The 17,111-nt window shown below is 67.5% G+C and carries 18 protein-coding genes, 1 tRNA gene and 1 pseudogene; 12 read left to right on the forward strand and 8 right to left on the reverse strand.

Annotated elements, in window-relative coordinates; all coding sequences use genetic code 11:
• Positions 1 to 244 precede the first annotated feature (244 nt).
• Both GQQ95_RS05855 and GQQ95_RS05860 read right to left on the reverse strand, forming a co-directional pair.
• Positions 245 to 1,354, reverse strand: coding sequence for a M23 family metallopeptidase (locus GQQ95_RS05855; protein WP_170296982.1), 1,110 nt, complete (start codon positions 1,352 to 1,354; stop codon positions 245 to 247).
• A 640-nt stretch (positions 1,355 to 1,994) separates the two neighbouring features.
• Positions 1,995 to 2,816, reverse strand: coding sequence for an inositol monophosphatase family protein (locus GQQ95_RS05860; protein WP_157426737.1), 822 nt, complete (start codon positions 2,814 to 2,816; stop codon positions 1,995 to 1,997).
• 71 nt (positions 2,817 to 2,887) lie between these two features.
• On the opposite strand from GQQ95_RS05860, the gene GQQ95_RS05865 reads away from it, so the two are divergent.
• On the forward strand, positions 2,888 to 3,253 hold the full coding sequence (locus GQQ95_RS05865; protein ID WP_212275314.1) for a DUF7882 family protein: 366 nt from the start codon (positions 2,888 to 2,890) through the stop codon (positions 3,251 to 3,253).
• Here the strand turns inward: GQQ95_RS05865 and GQQ95_RS05870 are convergent.
• A complete protein-coding gene (locus GQQ95_RS05870) occupies positions 3,241 to 3,567 on the reverse strand; it encodes a DUF7882 family protein (RefSeq protein WP_157426738.1) in 327 nt (108 codons plus the stop codon). The two genes, GQQ95_RS05865 and GQQ95_RS05870, sit on opposite strands and share 13 nt — an antisense overlap.
• 130 nt (positions 3,568 to 3,697) lie before the next feature.
• Between GQQ95_RS05870 and GQQ95_RS05875 the strand changes: the two genes are divergently transcribed.
• Positions 3,698 to 4,477 carry an EAL domain-containing protein gene (locus GQQ95_RS05875; RefSeq protein WP_170296983.1) on the forward strand — a complete coding sequence of 260 codons (780 nt, stop codon included), beginning with the start codon at positions 3,698 to 3,700 and terminating at the stop codon, positions 4,475 to 4,477.
• A 115-nt stretch (positions 4,478 to 4,592) separates the two neighbouring features.
• Here GQQ95_RS05875 and GQQ95_RS05880 read toward each other — a convergent pair whose 3' ends face one another.
• Positions 4,593 to 4,859: a hypothetical protein gene (locus GQQ95_RS05880; protein WP_157426740.1), complete on the reverse strand. Its 267-nt coding sequence runs from the start codon at positions 4,857 to 4,859 to the stop codon at positions 4,593 to 4,595.
• A gap of 32 nt (positions 4,860 to 4,891) precedes the next feature.
• Between GQQ95_RS05880 and GQQ95_RS05885 the strand changes: the two genes are divergently transcribed.
• Positions 4,892 to 5,188 (forward strand): DUF7882 family protein, encoded by a 297-nt coding sequence (locus GQQ95_RS05885; RefSeq protein WP_157426741.1) that lies wholly within the window; start codon positions 4,892 to 4,894, stop codon positions 5,186 to 5,188.
• Between the two features lie 52 nt (positions 5,189 to 5,240).
• On the opposite strand, the gene GQQ95_RS05890 is transcribed toward GQQ95_RS05885, so the two are convergent.
• Positions 5,241 to 7,184 (reverse strand): sensor domain-containing diguanylate cyclase, encoded by a 1,944-nt coding sequence (locus tag GQQ95_RS05890; RefSeq protein ID WP_157426742.1) that lies wholly within the window; start codon positions 7,182 to 7,184, stop codon positions 5,241 to 5,243.
• A gap of 396 nt (positions 7,185 to 7,580) precedes the next feature.
• On the opposite strand from GQQ95_RS05890, the pseudogene GQQ95_RS19850 reads away from it, so the two are divergent.
• The 8 genes and pseudogenes from GQQ95_RS19850 to GQQ95_RS05925 all read left to right on the forward strand — a co-directional run.
• Positions 7,581 to 7,760 (forward strand): annotated as a pseudogene (locus GQQ95_RS19850) (hypothetical protein); the annotation flags it as partial.
• Positions 7,761 to 7,775: 15 nt separating this feature from the next.
• Positions 7,776 to 8,783, forward strand: a complete 1,008-nt coding sequence (locus GQQ95_RS05895) for a tyrosine-type recombinase/integrase (RefSeq protein ID WP_170296984.1) — start codon at positions 7,776 to 7,778, stop codon at positions 8,781 to 8,783.
• Positions 8,784 to 9,181: 398 nt separating this feature from the next.
• Positions 9,182 to 9,352: a helix-turn-helix domain-containing protein gene (locus GQQ95_RS19590; protein WP_157426969.1), complete on the forward strand. Its 171-nt coding sequence runs from the start codon at positions 9,182 to 9,184 to the stop codon at positions 9,350 to 9,352.
• 73 nt (positions 9,353 to 9,425) lie between these two features.
• Complete coding sequence (locus tag GQQ95_RS05905; protein ID WP_157426744.1) at positions 9,426 to 10,265, forward strand: hypothetical protein; 840 nt, start codon at positions 9,426 to 9,428, stop codon at positions 10,263 to 10,265.
• Positions 10,266 to 10,298: 33 nt separating this feature from the next.
• The gene (locus GQQ95_RS05910; protein ID WP_157426745.1) at positions 10,299 to 10,940 is read left to right on the forward strand and encodes a hypothetical protein; all 642 of its coding nucleotides are present in this window, start codon (positions 10,299 to 10,301) and stop codon (positions 10,938 to 10,940) included.
• 185 nt (positions 10,941 to 11,125) lie between these two features.
• On the forward strand, positions 11,126 to 11,467 hold the full coding sequence (locus GQQ95_RS19805) for a helix-turn-helix domain-containing protein (RefSeq protein ID WP_157426746.1): 342 nt from the start codon (positions 11,126 to 11,128) through the stop codon (positions 11,465 to 11,467).
• A 545-nt stretch (positions 11,468 to 12,012) separates the two neighbouring features.
• The gene (locus GQQ95_RS05920) at positions 12,013 to 12,561 is read left to right on the forward strand and encodes a hypothetical protein (RefSeq protein WP_157426747.1); all 549 of its coding nucleotides are present in this window, start codon (positions 12,013 to 12,015) and stop codon (positions 12,559 to 12,561) included.
• Between the two features lie 275 nt (positions 12,562 to 12,836).
• Complete coding sequence (locus GQQ95_RS05925; protein WP_157426748.1) at positions 12,837 to 13,742, forward strand: DNA-processing protein DprA; 906 nt, start codon at positions 12,837 to 12,839, stop codon at positions 13,740 to 13,742.
• 1,032 nt (positions 13,743 to 14,774) lie between these two features.
• Here the strand turns inward: GQQ95_RS05925 and GQQ95_RS05930 are convergent.
• The 3 genes from GQQ95_RS05930 to GQQ95_RS19300 all read right to left on the reverse strand — a co-directional run bounded on the left by GQQ95_RS05930 (position 14,775) and on the right by GQQ95_RS19300 (position 15,881).
• Positions 14,775 to 14,859: transfer RNA gene (locus GQQ95_RS05930), tRNA-Tyr, on the reverse strand.
• 136 nt (positions 14,860 to 14,995) lie between these two features.
• Positions 14,996 to 15,712 carry a PH domain-containing protein gene (locus GQQ95_RS05935; RefSeq protein WP_157426749.1) on the reverse strand — a complete coding sequence of 239 codons (717 nt, stop codon included), beginning with the start codon at positions 15,710 to 15,712 and terminating at the stop codon, positions 14,996 to 14,998.
• A 4-nt stretch (positions 15,713 to 15,716) separates the two neighbouring features.
• Positions 15,717 to 15,881, reverse strand: coding sequence for a hypothetical protein (locus GQQ95_RS19300; protein ID WP_170296985.1), 165 nt, complete (start codon positions 15,879 to 15,881; stop codon positions 15,717 to 15,719).
• 164 nt (positions 15,882 to 16,045) lie between these two features.
• Here GQQ95_RS19300 and GQQ95_RS05940 point away from each other — a divergent pair, with 164 nt between their 5' ends.
• Positions 16,046 to 17,065 (forward strand): LacI family DNA-binding transcriptional regulator, encoded by a 1,020-nt coding sequence (locus tag GQQ95_RS05940; protein WP_157426750.1) that lies wholly within the window; start codon positions 16,046 to 16,048, stop codon positions 17,063 to 17,065.
• The last annotated feature ends 46 nt before the right edge of the window (positions 17,066 to 17,111 follow it).

Below are 17,111 nucleotides of genomic sequence, written 5' to 3' on the forward strand. Positions count from 1 at the left end.
CGCCCCGCACGCGCGCCCCGCACACGCTCGCCCGCGCCGCGCACCCCGCGCCCACGCGCCCGCGCGCCCCGCACGCGCTCCGCCATCGCGCGCACGGGCGGGCTCCTGCCGTTCCCACGACGGTTTCCCGGTTCGAGGACGCCCGTCAGCTTCCTCCACACCGCAAACCGTCGCCGGAACGATCACGCTTCGGCAGCCGGCGGATGCGGCAGGCGGGACGAGAGGAGCCCGTCGCGCGGCGCGACTAGTTCGTGTTGGCGTAGAGCCAGTCGAGCGGGTCGACCCACTCGCCGTCGATGCCGCCGATGCGGATCTCGAAGTGCAGGTGCGGGCCCGTGGACATGCCCGTGTTGCCGGTCAGGCCGATGACGTCGCCGACCTTGATGACGTCGCCCACCTCCATGCGGCGCGAGTCGTACTGCATGTGCGCGTAGACGCTCGTGACGGTCTCGCCGTCGATCTGGTGGTCGATCATCGTGACGACGCCGAGCGAGCCGCCCTCGTCGGTCGACTCCGAGACGACGCCGTCGGCGATGGCCTGGATCTGCGCACCGAATCCGGGGTTGAAGTCCTGGCCGTGATGGTCCTCGGAGCAGCCGGCGCAGTCCCGGTACCCGAACCGGTCGCCGATGTGGACGCCGACCGCGAAGGGCCATTGGATGGTGCCGCTCGGATTGTTCGTGAAGGTCGCCTCCGCGCGGATGCCGGCGGCCTCGGCGTACTCCTCGATGGTCTGCGACGCATACCCCTCGCGACCCACCGAGGGCGCCGTGACGTCGCCGATGGCCAGCGACTGCCCGTCGATGGAGTCGCCGCCGCCCTGCGAGAAGGCAAGCGCCTGGACGTCGTCTTCGCTGAGCAGCGACAGCGCGGGAATCGTCGTCGTGACGGCGAGCATCGCGGCGAAGCTCATGGCGACGATGCTGGCGAGTCCGCGGGCCCGACGCCGAGCGCGCGGCGCCGCACCGGGACGCGGGTTGCCGGAACCGGCCGCGGGGGTCTGGCCGGCTGTCGCGCGGCTCCGGGTCGACGAGGCGGGCGTCGCTCGACGCGACGAGCGAGCGGATGCCGCGGGCTGGTCTCGCACGTCGCCGCGCTGCTCCCGCCGGCTGCGCAGCCCTGCGGTGGGTTCGTGCGCCGTGACCGAGTGACCCGCGCGGGCATCGGCCTCCTGCACGCCGAAGATGTCGAGTCCCTCTGCGCCGCCGAGGTTCAACTGCACCGGCGCGGCCGGGATCGAGAGCGGGCTTCCGGCGACCGGGACGACCGTGGGCTCGAACGACGAAGCGGCACGGCGTGCGCGGCGGCCGGGCACCTCGCCCGAGGGCTGTGGTGCTGCGGGCGACTCCGGCATCGGTGCCGGAATCGGAGGCAGGGCCGGCGTCGCGGCGGGGGAGGGCATCGAACGCATGACCGGCGAGGCGGCAGGTGCCGAGGGCTGCGACGGCGTGCGAGGCGCCGCGCCGGGCGCTGCCCTGGCCGAGGCGGAACCGAAGAGGTCGTCGAAACTCGGGCGAACCGGGCTCGAATCCGCCGCCGCCGTACCGCCGGCAACGCTCGTGCGAGGCGTCTCACCGGACTCCCGCTCGCGAAGCTCCCGACGGGTCAGGGGTCGCCCGGACCGCAGGGGATCCTGGGTGCCTGGCGTGGAATCGTCGGGCACGAGGGGGGACTCGAGCACGTAGTGAACCTTCGACGTACGGACGGGGGAGGGAGATGGCATCCCGACTTCACCGCCGGGATTACGGATTGGTAAAGCGTATATCGAACGCGCCATTCGTGCCACGTGTCCAGCGGGTGGATCCGTCGTCCGTGGGCGTCTCGGCGACGCGATCCGCACGTTTCCAGCGCCTGCCCGTGCCGAGCTCGCCCGACCTGAGAGACTTCTCCGAATCGGATGTCCCGAGCAGGCGCGGCCCGCACCGCCGAGCGCCTGCCGAGGGATGGCGCCTCCGGGCCGGTAACGCTCCTCCAGGCGCCCCGAGTGAGGCGCCTCAGGCGTCGACGCCGGACGCCCTGAGCAGGGCCGCGAATGCGTCGTAGAGGTCTGGGGCGGTGGCCACCAGGAGCTCGACGTCCTCGCGCCCGCCGCGGACACCACCGACCCGGGCACCGGCCTCGCGGGCGATGAGCCCGCCGGCGGCGTGGTCCCATGCGTTGAGCCCTCGCTCGTAGAGGGCGTCCACCCGGCCTCCGGCGAGGGAGGCGAGGTCGAGCGCGGCCGAGCCCATGCGCCGGATGTCGCGCACCTCGGGGAGCACGCCGAGCAGTACCTCGGCCTGCTCGCGCCGCACCTCGGACGCGTACCCGAAGCCCGTCGCGACGAGCGCCTGCCCGAGCGGGACGCCCGTGTTGACGGCGAGGGGCCGGCCCGACGACCGCGCTCCGCCGCCGAGGCTCGCCTCGAACAGCTCACCGGTGACGGGGTTCACGACCACCCCGGCGAGCGTCGAGCCCTCGATGCGCCGGGGCCCCGCCTGCTCGGCCACCGCGATGCTGACCGACCACGACGGGATCCCGTAGAGGAAGTTCACCGTGCCGTCGATCGGATCGACGACCCAGTCGAGCCCGGTCGTCCCGACCCGCGCCGCACCCTCCTCCCCCACGATGCCGTCGTCGGGGCGCGCCTCGAGGATCAGCGACCTGATGAACGCCTCGGTGTCACGATCGACCGCGGTCACGATGTCCGTCGGCGTCGACTTCGTCGCGGCGACGCTCACCCCGGCGCGACGCGCCTCGAGGGCGAACTCCGAGGCGCGCACGGCGATATCCCGTGCGATGGCGAGCAGCTGAGCGGATGCCGCGTTCGAGGTCATGCCCCCAACGCTAGCCCTGCCCGGTCCGCGACGATATGCACGCCCCCGTCCGGAACTGGCATGCTGATCCCGTGGGCATTCTGACCTGGAACTTCACGCGGACCATCGAGCTGGAAGACCGCGCGCTCGCGCACGTCCGAAGCGTCGTGTTCACGAAGCTGCGGCGCGGCGAGTCGTTCGCGTACTCGTGGGAGAACACCGTCGAACGCGGCAGCGGCCGCAACTCGGTCTGGTTCGGTCCCGACATCCCCGTGACGTTCGAGTTCTTCGGGGAGCGCGACATCCCGCTGAACCCCCGCTGGGTTCGCGCGCTCATGACGGCGGCGAACTCGCCAGGCGGCCTCGTGCTCGTCCCTGAGCCGGATCAGGAGCCATCCGATGCGCCGAGGGCGCCGGACGGACCCCAGGCTGCCGCACGCGGCCGTCAGGCCCCTTGAGCGGGTTGGCCGAGAGGATCGGCGGGTTCGGGCACCAGGATGAGGCCCGAAGCGGAGTTGGCCGCCTTGGTCAGCGCCTGCACCCACGCGCCGTTGAGGCGCGGCGGCCGCCCGCCGAAGTACTCGAAGGCGAGCGGAATGGACGGCGAGATCCAGACCGAGGTGCGCCCGAATCCGCTCGAGGAGGATTCGGTCCAGGTGAACGCGAAGTACTCGCCGCGGCGGAGCTTCGCCCAGATCACCGACTGCAGGTGTGCCAGGACGCGATCGTCGAACGAGACGACCAGCTTGGAATCGTAGGTGAGGGTGCCCATCATGGGCAGGATATCGGTCTCGGCCCCGTCGCGCAGCGACCCCACGAAACCGTCGATGGCGGAGTATAACCCCTCGGGGCCGATCGAGCGGTCTCTTGCCAGAGCAGGTATGGCGGGAGAGGCTGGTCGCGTGGCAACGAGTGAATGGACGCCCTCAGCCGCGGAGCTTTCCGCGGAACTTCGTCGAGCGCTCGCTGAGGAGGAACTGATCGCGTTCTTCCAGCCTCAGGTCGACCTGCGCTCGGGCCGCGTCGTCGCGGTCGAGGCACTCTGTCGTTGGAATCATCCGCAGTACGGGGTCCTGATGCCCGACCGGTTCATCCAGGAGGCTGAGCGGTCGGGGTACATCGCGCGGCTCGACCGGCTGATGCTCGAGGAGGCCGCGAGGCGGGCAGTCGAGTGGCACGGTCGGGGCATCGAGGTCTCCTTCGCGGTGAACGTCTCGCCCACGGAACTGCACCCGGAGTTCGCCGACTCGACCCTGGAGCACCTCCAGGAGCTCCACCTTCCGCCTCGTGCGGTGACGGTCGAGATCACCGAGTCACCCGCACTGCAGGAGTCGTGCGAGGAGTACCGCACCCTCCAGACTCTGCTCGAGGGCGGGGTGGGCGTCGCGGTCGACGACTTCGGCGCAGGGCACACGACGCTCGAGAGCCTCAGGCGGCTGCCCTTGAGCGAGATCAAGATCGACCGTTCGCTGATGCTCGACCAGCGCCCGGAGGCCGACTCTCTCGTCGCCGAGTGCATCGGCATCGCGCATGAGCGCGCCGCGATCGTGGTCGCCGAAGGCGTCGAGACCGACGAGCACCTCGCCCGCGCCGTGCGCTGGGGATGCGATCGCGCCCAGGGCTTCTACTTCGCACCCGCCCTGTCGGCGGAGGAGATCGAACCGCTGCTCGTCGTCGCCTGACGGCGAGGCGTCACCCACGACGTCGCCTGACGTGCGGCGTCACCGACGGCTGGGCGCGTGCCGCCCCGTCGGTCTCCCAGGCCTCGAGAAACAGCCCGGACGGGCCCGTGCGGCCCTAGAGGCCGAATTCGTCGTCGACGCCCGACCCGGAACGGTCGTCGGCACGGTCGGCCGTCTCGCCGCCCACGTCGATCTGCGACCAGGTCACGGGCATGCCGGGCGAGAAGAGGATGTCGATGCCGGGTCCCCCGCGCAGCGGTGGGATGTTCACGTACCCACCACCCGCCTTGATCGCCTCGAGGATGTTTCCCTTGAGGTCGGTCACGGGGTCGGGCAGGAAGTAGTCGCGTCCGTCAACGGTCAGGCGGTGCACAATGCTCACAGGATCAGGCTACTCCCAGTAGGATCACGTCGATGGGAAACCTGCACTACGGCTCGCCTCCGGCGTCCTTCGACATGCCCGACCGCACGCTCGCGCACGTGGAATTCGTCGTGCTCGCGAAACTCCGCCGCAAGGAGAGCTTCGCGCTCTCGATCGAGAGCCCGACCGGCGGGCGTCAGCAGATCTGGATCAACGGCGCCGCCACGCTGCGATTCGAGTTCGACACGAACGTGACCGACATCAATCGGGCATGGCTCGAAGTGCTCATCGACTCGGCGAACAGCGCCGGCGGCATGCGCCTGACCCCCGAGCCCGAGCGCGCCGGCTGACGCCGGGCGCCGCCCGGCGTCACGGCAGCCGACCGGGGTCGGCCGCCGCTCCTCAGAGCGAGACGCGGTTGCGCCCCGCCCGCTTCGCCCGGTACATCGCGGCGTCCGCGGCTTCGAGCAGGCCCGTCCGAGGCGTCCCGGGCTCGGCCACGACCACACCGCACGACGCCGTGACCGTGAGGGACACCCGTCCCCTGACGATGGGCGCCGCGATCGCCTCGACCATCCGGTCTGCGATGGCCTGCACGTCCTCGCCGATGACGCCGTCGAGGAGCACGACGAACTCGTCGCCGCCGAGGCGCACGACCTCGTCCTGCTCACGAGAGTTCGCAGCGAGCCGCTCGGCGACCTCGAGGATGACCGCATCGCCGACATCGTGGCCGTAGCGGTCGTTGATGGACTTGAACTCGTCGAGGTCGACGAAGAGCACGGCCTTGCCGTCTGCGCCCACGGGCCCTCGCGTCTCCAGGCGCTCGACGAGGTATCGCCGGTTGTAGAGGCCGGTCAGGGCGTCGCGCATCGCGAGCTCAGCGAGTTGCGCCTCGGCGCGCCGCTGCAGGGCGACCTGGAGTTCGCTCCCGAGGTCGGCCGCCTCGTCGACGACCGTGCCCCAGGGCTCCGAGCGGCCGACGATGGTGCGCTGCCACGCCGAGAAGGACGTGCGCGGCGACAACTCGTCGGGACGGTCGACACCGCCGGGGTCGCCGAGCCACGAGATCTCGCGAAGGACCTCGCCGCGGAAGAACACGAGCACGTCCCCGTCGCCGTCGAGCGACACGACGAGCATTCCCGCGACATCGGGCAGCAGGCTCGCGACATCCGGCCGGTCGTTGGCGAGCGCCTCGGAGACGAAGGACCCGCCCTCGAGCAGTTCGAGGGCCCTGGTGACGTCGGCGATGGGCGGGACGTCACCGCCCACCCGGACGATCCCGCCGATGCGCACGAAGACGCCGTCTGCGGGAACCAGGTCGAGGACGGTCTGCGAGCCGCCGAGCAGGGCCTTCCGGATGTCGTCCGAGGCGTACAGCGGGGCGAGCAGGGCCGCCCGACGCTCGCGGACCTCGACCATGTGGCGCAGGCGCGTGATCTCGCGCATCGACGCGAACTGCATCGCGAGCTGTCCCGCGAGCACCTCGAGCGAGCGCCGCAGCAGCACCGGGAGCCGGCGCTCGGTTCGGTGGGCGCAGGTGATCATGCCCACGAGACGGCCGTCCTCGACGAGCGAGAGCGAGAACGTCGACGCCTGCCCCATGTTGCGCATGTACTCCAGGTGGTGGGGCGAGACGCTGCGCAACTCGGCGTTCGAGAGGTCGATGCTTCGGGCGTCGCCGGCCACCGACAGGAGCGGGATGCCCGGGTCGGTGGTGCTGGCGATCGCCCGTCCGAGCTTCGCCAGGTACAGGGCGCGCGCCTGCGCCGGGATGTCGGATGCCGGGAAGTGCAGCCCGATGTACGGCTCGAGCTCGTCGACGTGGTCGTCGGCGACCACCTCGCCATGGCCGTCGTCGTGGAAGTGGTAGATCATCACCCGGTCGAAGCCGGTGATGCGTCGGATCGCCGCCGCAGCCTCCGCGCGCAACTCCTCGATCGAGGTGAGTCCGGAGAGGCGGGTGATCGCCTCCACGACGGCGGTGCGCGCGTATTCGTTGCCCGGCGGCACGGGCTCGAGCTCGACCAGGGTCAGGCCGTCGAGCCGGTGGACGATCGCATCGGTCGGCACCCCCTGCCACTCGACCCGCACGGGGTCGATCGCGCGGCCGGTGCGCATCGCGAACTCGAGGTCGGCGTCATCGATCTCCACGACCGGCCGTCCGAGCCATTCGCGGGCGTTCTCGCTCGCGACGACGATCACCTGGGTGGCGTCGTCGATGCCGAGCAGGGTGCCATGACCTTGGATCGTGCCTGGCGTGCGAATGGGCTCCTTCGCGCATTCTGCAAGCCGCCGCAGTTCGTCCGGATCGATGGCGAGTTCCGCCGGGTCCACAGGCGACTCCATCCGCCGGCCATAAGAAGGGGAGCCGGTCGCGCCAACTGTATTCAGGGATACTGCCCTCAGGCAAGCGCCCAGACCCCCTTGACAAGATCCGATTGCCATGCAATGTCCAGCCGCGGCGACTCCCGCGGATGGGGCATCCGGAGACGCGGAAGCCCCGGTCGGGATCTGGGGATCCGCCGGGGCTCAGGGTGGCGAGTGAGGGATTCGAACCCCCGAAGTCGATGACAGCTGATTTACAGTCAGATATTGCGTGGGCACACGTGTCGATCAATGTCCCTTCGTGCCCGCGTGTTTGCTGGGATTCGCACCGCCCGGTATCTGATTGTGTACCCTCAGAGAAACTCGATTCGACTTCGTGGATTGCCCACGGATTGCCCGAAAGGTCCTAGCGCCCGCATGTCAACACAGACCCGCCGAAAGTACGACGCCGCACGTGAAAGCTGGGGGGCAGTGCGTAAGCGGGCGAGTGGGCGCTACCAAGCGAGTTACGTCGGGCCCGATGGCACGCGTTATAACGCTCCGCACACGTTCGACACCCTCGAAGATGCCCGCGGATGGCTTGCGGGCCAGCGCGTCGATATCCAGCGGAGCATGTGGAAGAGTCCCGCGGCTCTGGCAGCCGAGGCAGAAGCAGAGGCGAAGCGAGCCGACTCGGAGCGGTTCGGCGCGTACGCCTCGACCTGGGTTGAGCAACGAGCCAACGGAAAGGGACAGCCGTTGAGGCCGAAAACGCGGACCGGGTATGAGCGCCAGCTCGAGCGAGGACTCGCCCTCTTCGCGAACGATCGGCTAACCCACATCACTCCCGCGCGGGTTCGTGCATGGCACTCAGAGCGTGCGAAGTCTGCGAAGACGGCCGCTGGCGCGGAGGCCCGACTGCTGCGCGCGATCCTGAACACCGCCGTCGTAGACGGCATCATCGAACGCAACCCAGTTCCGGCAAACCTCACGCGCAGCCTGACTGGAAAGTCGCACCGGCCGCCGACGATTGACGAGCTTGGCGTCCTTCTCGACACGATGCCCGACAATCTTCGGCTGGCCGTCCTGCTGGCCGCGTACGGCGGCCTCCGACTCGGGGAATGGCGGGCCCTGCGCCGTTCGGATGTCACGGTCGTGGACGGCCGAGTCGCAGTCAGGGTTGAGCGCGCAGCCCAGTATGTGAATGGTCACGGCTGGCACGTCGGCCCACCGAAGTCCGATGAGGGAGTGCGACTGGTCACGCTGCCGTCTGCCTTGTCTGAAGAAGTAGAGGCACATCTGTCCGAGCATGTCGGGCCGTTCGCTGAGTCGCTGATCTTCGCCCCGACAGGTTCGACTCCGTTTCTCACGGATAGCTCATGGAACCGGGCGTGGGATGTGGCACGAGATGCCGCGAGCATCCGGGGACAGGTACGAGAGCACGACCTCCGTGCGTTCGCTGCAACCATGCACGCACAGTCAGGTGCGACCCTCAGGGAGACAATGAAACTGCTCGGACACTCCACCACGATCGCTGCGATGGCGTACCAGCATGCCGCGGCCGACCGAATGGTGGAGCTCGCAGATCGGATGCCGATGCCGTCAGCCGCATCGAAGCGGGTCGCTCGCATAGGCGTCTGAGTCATCGGCAGGAATCCCAGCGACCTCTCCACAATTTCTCCACAGATTCCCGCACAAGGCAGAGCAGGATCGTCACGTGGCAGCAACGCGTGACCGCTCTGTGACTCACTCGTCAGTCACGCGTGGGTCACGCGTGACCTGCGCGAATCGGCCCCCGGATCGTGCGCTTTTGCTCGCATAACCTCATGTTGACCGAGTACAAACGCTCCGAATGCCGAGCACGAACCCGGCGAATATCGACCCGTGCTATCCACAGGCACCCTTCAAGAAATCCCGGCCAAGGGCACTTTCTTGTCCGCCAGCGGCCCCCATCCGTCTCCTAGCGTGGACACGTCGCCACTGAAAGCGACGCGAGATGACCGGGAGGTACAGAAATGACAGCGACCGTCACTGAGTGGATGACCATTGCGGAGGTGGCACACGTTCATGGCGTACATGCCAAGACCATTCGCCGGATGATCGCGCGAGGCGACCTGGAGGCAGTGCGTCTCGGCCCGCGCCTCATCCGCGTCAATCGAGCGAGTCTCGACGCCTCTGGTGGGCCATATCGGGCCCTCACGGGGCGCTGAGCTGTCCGCCTCACGGGAACCGAGACGCGCCTCCAGGCTCGTCGTCGACGGCCCGCGGCCCGCCGTAGAAGCGGTGGCAGCGCTTCCGCGATCGTACCGGCTCAATCCAGCGGACCGGCTCGTCCTCTTCGCTCTCGCGTGCGATTCGTTCGATGGCATCGAGAGCGCGCCCGGCGCTGACGCACTCGCCGCATGGGCAGGCATGTTCCCGAGTTCGGTCTATGAGATTCTGAGCCGCCTCAGCGCCGCGACAGCAGATCGTCCTGCACTCGTCGAACGCTCCGAGACGCGGCGAGGTAGGCATCGGACGGTATACCGCCTGCTCGTCGATCAGTCCGGTATCGCCGGAGAGTTCGAAGAGCCGGCAGCCAGCGTGGTCGCGCAAGTGCGCGGCGCGAAGGCCGACGAACGCTCCGCCCATCCGACCGGCGAACCATCTGGGGAACGCTCCGGCGTGGCCGGAGAACTCCCTTCCCTTTCCCTTCCCTCTATCCCCCCTACCCCCCTGACTGAACCGATCGCCAGGGTGCTAACTCCGCAAAGCGAGGAGGGTTCGAGCCTCGAACAGGCCAGAGCCACCGACTACGACGCTGATGCACGAGATCGACTCAAAGACATCCCCCTCCACCTTTGGGCATGGGCGGAATCGCGTCGACCCATCGCCCACGAGCATGAAGGATTCGCGCGGCGGAAGCTCGCTCGAATGGGCCTCCCGCTCCCGCTGAACGAACTGCTCGAGCACGCGTATCGGCTTGGGGCAGGCAATCCCTGGCCGGGCGCACAGATCATCGCCGCCCGCGCGGACAGGCGTCCACTCACTGGGGCGAGCGATCCGACCGCCGTACTTCGTTCACGACTGGCGCAGCCAGTTGAACGGAACGAACGCCCGGCCAGCATGGCCGGGCGTCAGTGACCACACTGCAACACCCAACCCGAAAGGAAACACATGACCCTCGAACACACCATTTCCCAGCTGCGAGCACAGGCATCACAGCGCATCGTTACGTTCGCCCAGACCCTCGATAGCGTCCGTACGGACCGCATGCTGTCCGACGATGGCAAGCGCGACCGAATCGCGCGCGAGTACGTCGCTACGCGCATCCACATCGACAAGCTGCGCACGCGCGAGGCGGATGCCTTGCTTTCGCGCCGCGTCGAACTGGAGCGCCTGCTCTTCGGCTGGGAGCCCACCGACGATGCTGCGGTGCTCAGCGCACGTAGGGAATCCAACGAGCTGGCTGATGCTCTCGATGATCCGCGAGACGCGCTCCTGGCGTATCAGCGAGCCAAGCGACGCAGTGACGAGATGCATGTCCATGCGATCTTCGCGCGTGCTCTCGAGCTCGGATGGTCGTCAATCATCGATGACTACCTCGTCGAACACCCAGAGCGTGCCGCTGGCTCAACCGAACTCGCCGCGATCCTCCGCGCGAACGATGACGTCGAGCTGCTGACCGCCGTGATGCACTATGCGATGAGTCAGCCGAGCGAGCTGTCTCACGTCGACCTCGCGCCGTACGAACACGAAGCGCGGGCGGGCGCAGCAGATGTCGAAGCTGCGTTCGCGCGGCAGCTGAGCGCGGTGTAGCGAAAGGTGGAACGAGTCGTCCCGCGGCTCGTTCCACCCTCTCCATCAACGAATGAGACGCTCCTCGAGACGGGCAGTCTCAACCTTCGAGGCCGAGCGTCCCGCGCCTGGGCTGTCCCGTGCGGATGCTGGGACAGTGCGCGTGTCCGCTCCTACGGCCCGCAGCCCATCGATAGCTTCACCGGATGAGTCTCGACATTGAGCCCACTCTCCGGAGAATTGTCCGTGAAGAGATCGCCTCGGTAGTCGACGAGTTGGTCCGTGCGTCCGCTCCCACGGCTTCACCAAGCGAGCCAACGCCCAGCGATCACCCGGCAGCCTGGCTCACCGTTCATCAAGCTGCCGAGCTGGCACAAGTCTCAACTCGGACAGTCATGCGCGCGACGAGGGCGGGTGAGCTCCACGGGGTTCAGCGGAAGCCCGGCTCCATGTGGCGCGTCCAAAAGCATTGCGCCGACGCCTGGTTAGCGAACGAGCCGTGCGATCACCGATCCGCGAAGGTCACCCAGTTTCCACGGCAGAGGTGACTGTCTCAGCACGGCCAATTCTGGCCACTCGGCCCAACGCGATCCTGTCCAGCATGCTGACGTGTGTGCCACGTCCTGCGGCCAGACACATGCGAGTCGTCTCGCGCGTCCCAACCCACCCGGCATACCCCTCCCCCGCGCATCGCCGCCCGCTACGCGTATAGCGGCTGACAATCTGTACGGGTTTCCAGGCTTTCGGAGCCGGCGAGTACAGAGCCTTCGACCATGAAGCGCCGAGCTGGGACCAACCGACCGACACCCCACCGCGTAAGCCCGCTGACTCCGCAGCATCATGATGGCCCCGCACGGATCGACCCGCACAAGCCGGTTGGTAGCGACTCCAACCTCACATCAGGTAATGGCGTCGGCAGCGGAGCAGTCGCCCGGAGATTACTGCGACCGGCGCGCGCTCTTGGCCAGAACCAGAATCCCCTCGTGGGCGGTCTCGGTCCGACGCAGTTGAAGGTTCAGGCTAGTCCCCCGGGGCGGCTGCGAAAGAAGGGTGCCGACACACGAGCACCCGACAGACGGATAGTCTCGCCACCATGGAATGGTGGGCGGAGGCATGGAACTCAGTCGCCCAGTTCTTTGGATATGACGAATGGGTATGGGGTAGCGCTGCTGACTGGTTCGCAGCGATCGGCACGATTGCGGCGGTCGGCGTCACCATCGCGGTGGTCTTCCGAGAGGCGAACCTTCGGAAACGGTCTCAAACAGATCAGGTGACGGTCCGGCTTGAGTATGCCGTGACCTGGTACTACGTCGTCGTGTCGAACCGAAGCAGCCATCCTTTCCCGTACGTGGAGGTGTATTGGCGAAAAAAGGGGGACCGCGGTCGGCCCAAATCGGCTGCGACCTATCCAGACACGAACGGCGATGACATCGACGCGGGGGAAACGATTCTGCTCGACGCGAGCATGCCACAGGGCATCGAATACACCGGCACGGTAATTGCCGTCATGTGCGACGCCCAAGGGCGCATGTGGCACCGCGTCGTAACGGGCGATAAGTACGTCTCTGCACGCCGCTCAGCGCAGTTCACGCGCGGAATCAAGTTCCCGTTCATCGAGAGGCGCTGGTTTCGCACTCCATAATCAGGCGTTCCTCTTTAGCGGTGGCATCTGCGAACTCAGCAGCGATAAGTGTGCGGCCCCGACGAGTGAATTGCGGAATGATGCCTGGGTCCCATCACAGCAAGCTTCTGGACGGGACCCTGGTGCCGGGTGTGTTCACGCTGGTCCGAGTGCGGACGGATAGGGATTGAAATATCTGCTGCCAAGGAGTCACGAAGTGGCGGGCAGAGCCCGTCAATCCGCCGACCGACGCATCACGATCCGCACTGTCGGGGGGTTGGAAGTAGACTTGTTGCATGTCCGACAGTGCCGAGCTCGAGCAGATCGCAGCACTCGTCGCACTGCGATTCCGAGCAGAGAACGCTCTGGTTCCGTCTGTCCTTCGACGTGAGTTTGAGGATGGCCGGCTGCCACTGGAAATTTTGGAGCGCGCCGATCCCAGCGCACTCGTCGCTGAAGATCGCACGACCGAGCTCGAATGGGCGATGGCCCAGATACGACAATGGTCAGAACAGAACATCGAAGTTCTGACTCCCTTCAGCGACCAGTACCCTGCACAGCTTCGGACCGTGTACGACTACCCCGTGATCCTGTTCGCTCGAGGTAGCGTTCGGCATGACACTCGGTCGGCAGCAATAGTCGGAAGCCGAGAAGTGAGTGATTGGGGACTCCGTTTCGCCGCAAACCTTGGGGCTGCCCTCGCGGAAGACGGGGTGACGGTCGTGTCAGGGCTTGCCCGGGGCGTGGACGGCGCTGCCCATACTGCCGCGCTGCAGGCCGGAGGGCGCACAGTTGCAGTGCTCGGCAATGGCCTCAACTACGTGTACCCGCGGGAGCATCGATCTCTACAGGGCGAAATCGAGCGAACTGGACTCGTGCTCTCGCAGTTCCTTCCTGATGAACGCCCTACTCGGCGGTCCTTCCCGGCGAGGAACATCACGATGAGTGCCTACAGCAGCATCACAGTAATCGCGGAAGCCGCGGAGAAGTCGGGCACGAGGATTCAGGCGGATGCGGCCGTAAAGCACGCCCGCCCCCTGGTAATAACAACCCAGGTAGCTGCAGAGACTTCGTGGGGTCACCACTACGCTTCCGGACAATTCGATGTGACCGTTGTCGCCACTGCCGCTGAAGGTCGTCTGGCGATTCAACGCATCCTCAGTCGCCTACACAATCATGCCCCGATGGCGTTCCCCGCGTGACGGCCGCCGGAGTGCCGCCTGCACTGCAGCCGGTGGACGATCTTGCCACCCGAACACTGACGCCGCTCCTCGTTACGCCCGTTCGATTGCCGCTCATCACATGTGCTGTCTGTACAGAACCCACAGGGGGATCCGAGTACTGCGCGGCATGCCGCGCCGCACGCAACAGTTGGCCGACCAGCCTTGCGGACTGGGTGGTACCGCTAACGTATGCGTCGGACACTGCGACGCCGCAGATCCGGAACGCTCTACGGCAATACAAGGACGGGTGGGATGAACCAACCCGTGGAGCTGCGTTCTCGCCCCTGACATATCTTTTGTGGCAGTTCCTAACCCGACATAGCCACTGCCTCGAAGCTGCGGCCGGCGGTTCCATAGATGGCTACGTCATCGTTCCGTCTGGGCGCGCCACACCTCGTCAGGGCGGTCATCCAATCGAGGGCTTTGCCCCTTACTTCCCTTGGCCCCGAATGAATATTCAGCGCGTCACTGACGCGCCCTCGCGCTCGATCGCTCCGCTTTCTCTGTACGTGCCGGACGACGTCAGCGGCAAGCGAATTCTGATCTTCGATGACACGTGGACAACCGGAGCGTCAGCCCAGGGTGTTAGCGCTGCGCTAAAGCGCGAGGGTGCGGCCAGCACGGTGATCCTCGTGCTTGGTAGATGGGTCAATTCCGGTTGGACCCCGACGCAAGCCTTTTTCTCGCAAAGGCCGCCTCGGACCTGGAGCCCTGCCACATGTCCGGTCACGGGCGGTATCTGTCCTGGCGCATAAAACGATGGGGCAGAGAGAGCGTGTCTGCCCAATTCGCCCGAGCCATCGCGAGTGGTCTACGCCTTCACGCCGTCTAACGGATGACAGCGACCCGTGCTCGGCGGGGTCTCCCGATGGAGTCGGATTCCCAAATCCGCGGAAATGACGGCGTCGATTGCCCATGGATTGCCCGCGCTGAGGTTGGGCAATCCATGAACCAACAGTCGAACGGCCCAGTTCGACGCAATTAACGCGTCTGACCGGGCCGTTTCTATCCTGGTGGCGAGTGAGGGATTCGAACCCCCGAAGTCGATGACAGCTGATTTACAGTCAGATCCCTTTGGCCGCTTGGGTAACTCGCCAGTCGCACCCGACCGCGTTCTGCACACGACCGGGGGCCTGTCAAGGATACCCGCCGGGTGGCGAGTCGTGAAATCGAGGCCGAGAGCGGATGCCGCGGCATCCGTCGACACGTCTCCGAGCCGACCGGAGCGGCCGCTACGACGAGCGCCACCACGGCATCTCGGCCGTGGCGTTGTGATCCTCGAGCGGGAACTCGGCGGTGTCGCCGGTCTCGAACCGAGGGCCGGGAGGCGGCTGCATCGCGGCGGTCTGCGCGGACTGCGCGGCCTGGGCTGCGGCCTGCGACTCCGCGGAACGGGCGATCGCCTCGCGCTCGCGGCGCTCGTCCTCCTGCCGCCACGCCTGCGACGAGCCGCGGAGGCCGGCGCGCTGGATCACGCGCTGGATCGTGAGCCCGCGCTCGTTCGGCCTCGGCACGAAGCGGATGTCGCGCAGCCCCTGCTCCTGCGCCGCGGACTCGAACACGAAGTGCCCGTACCCGAGCACCCGGCCGATGAGGGGCCGGTGCACCGAGATGTCGAGGATTCGGGCGAGCGGCATCGTCGCGATGTTCTGCGTGAGGATGCCGTGCACCCGGAACACGCGCATGTTCGTGATCACGAACCGGTCCATGCGCGCCCCGAGGATGCGCCACGACGCGTGCACCACGAGCCCGAGCGCGAGCAGGAGCGGCACCCAGTACATCTGGGACGGGATCCACGCGATGAGCAGGAGCACCGGGATGGCGGCGAGCGCCTCGAGGATCGCGCCGGCGACGGCCGCCCAGTGCTTGCGGACCTCATCGACGACGAACTCGCCCTCGTCGGAGATCAGGTGTCGCTCGACGCGAGGGTCGAGGCCGGGCACGGCCATGGCCTTACGAGGCGAGGGAACTGAAGAACTGACCGATGGACTCGGTCGCGGTGAACACGGCGCCGAACGCGCCCTGCACGACGTTCGCGGCATCCTCGGGACGGGTGATCACGTAGAACGCGGCGAACACGACGACCAGGGCGAGGAGGATTCGTTTGACCCACTTCACGTGCGTGTATCCCTTCGAGAGCGGCGGCTGACGGACACCGCCCCTTCCCCCGAACGTGGGCCCGACCGTGCTTGTCTACCCTACGAAGGCGCGTCGGGCAACGCGCCACGCGCTGGCACGCCGATAGGATGACCAGGTTCAGCGAAGCCCGGAAGGCAGGCGCGATGGCCGGCATCGAAGAGGTCGCACGCCTTGCGGGCGTGTCCACCGCCACCGTTTCGCGCGCCCTGAGCGGTCGCGGGCACGTCTCCCCCGCGTCCAAGTCGAAGGTGCTCGAGGCCGCCGCGCAGCTCGGCTACGTCGTCAGCTCGAACGCATCGAGCCTCGCCTCCGGACGCACGCGCAACATCGGCGTCGTGATCCCGTTCCTCAACCGCTGGTTCTTCTCCTCGGTGCTCGAGGGGGCCCAGGGCGCGCTGCTCCGCAAGGGCTACGACCTCACGCTCTACAACCTGTCGGGCGACAGCGGCGAGCGCGCGAGCGTGTTCGAGCACTTCCTCCTCCGGCAGCGCGTCGACGCGGTCATCGCCGTGTCGCTCGAGCTCACCGGTTCCGAGGTCACGCGCCTGCACGAGCTCGGCAAGCCGCTCGTGGGCGTCGGCGGCCCCATCGAGGGCGTGCGCACCCTCACCATCGACGACGTCGCGGTCGCGCGGCTCGCCACCGAGCACCTCCTCGCGCTCGGACACCGACGTATCGCGCACATCGGCGGCGACGTCGAGAACGACCTCGACTTCCACCTCCCGACGAACCGCCGGCACGGCTACGAGAACGCGTTGACCGACGCCGGCATCGACGTCGACCCCCGCCTGTTCGCCCCGGCGGACTTCACCATCCGCGGCGGCTTCCATGCGGCGAAGCAACTGCTGGGCGTGCCGCACGACCGGCCGACCGCGATCTTCGCGGCCTCCGACGAGATGGCCATCGGCTCGATCCTGGCGGCGCGCGAACTCGGCATGGTCGTGCCGCGCGACGTCTCGATCATCGGCATCGACGACCACGACCTCGCCGACTTCTTCGGCCTGTCGACGGTGTCGCAGTTCCCCCGCCTGCAGGGCGAGAAGGCGGTCGAGATCCTGATGGAGCAGCTCGAGCCCGGAACGGATGCCCCGGCTCCCGCCGCGACGCCCCTGCCGTTCGAGCTCCGCGTGCGCTCGAGCACGGCTCGGCCCGCCGAGGGGTAGGGGCGGCTCCGCCGAGCCGGGCGGCTCCCTGTTGCTTCCGCTCGGC

The sequence above is a fragment of the Agromyces salentinus genome (genome assembly GCF_009749395.1).
Lineage (GTDB): Bacteria > Actinomycetota > Actinomycetes > Actinomycetales > Microbacteriaceae > Agromyces > Agromyces salentinus.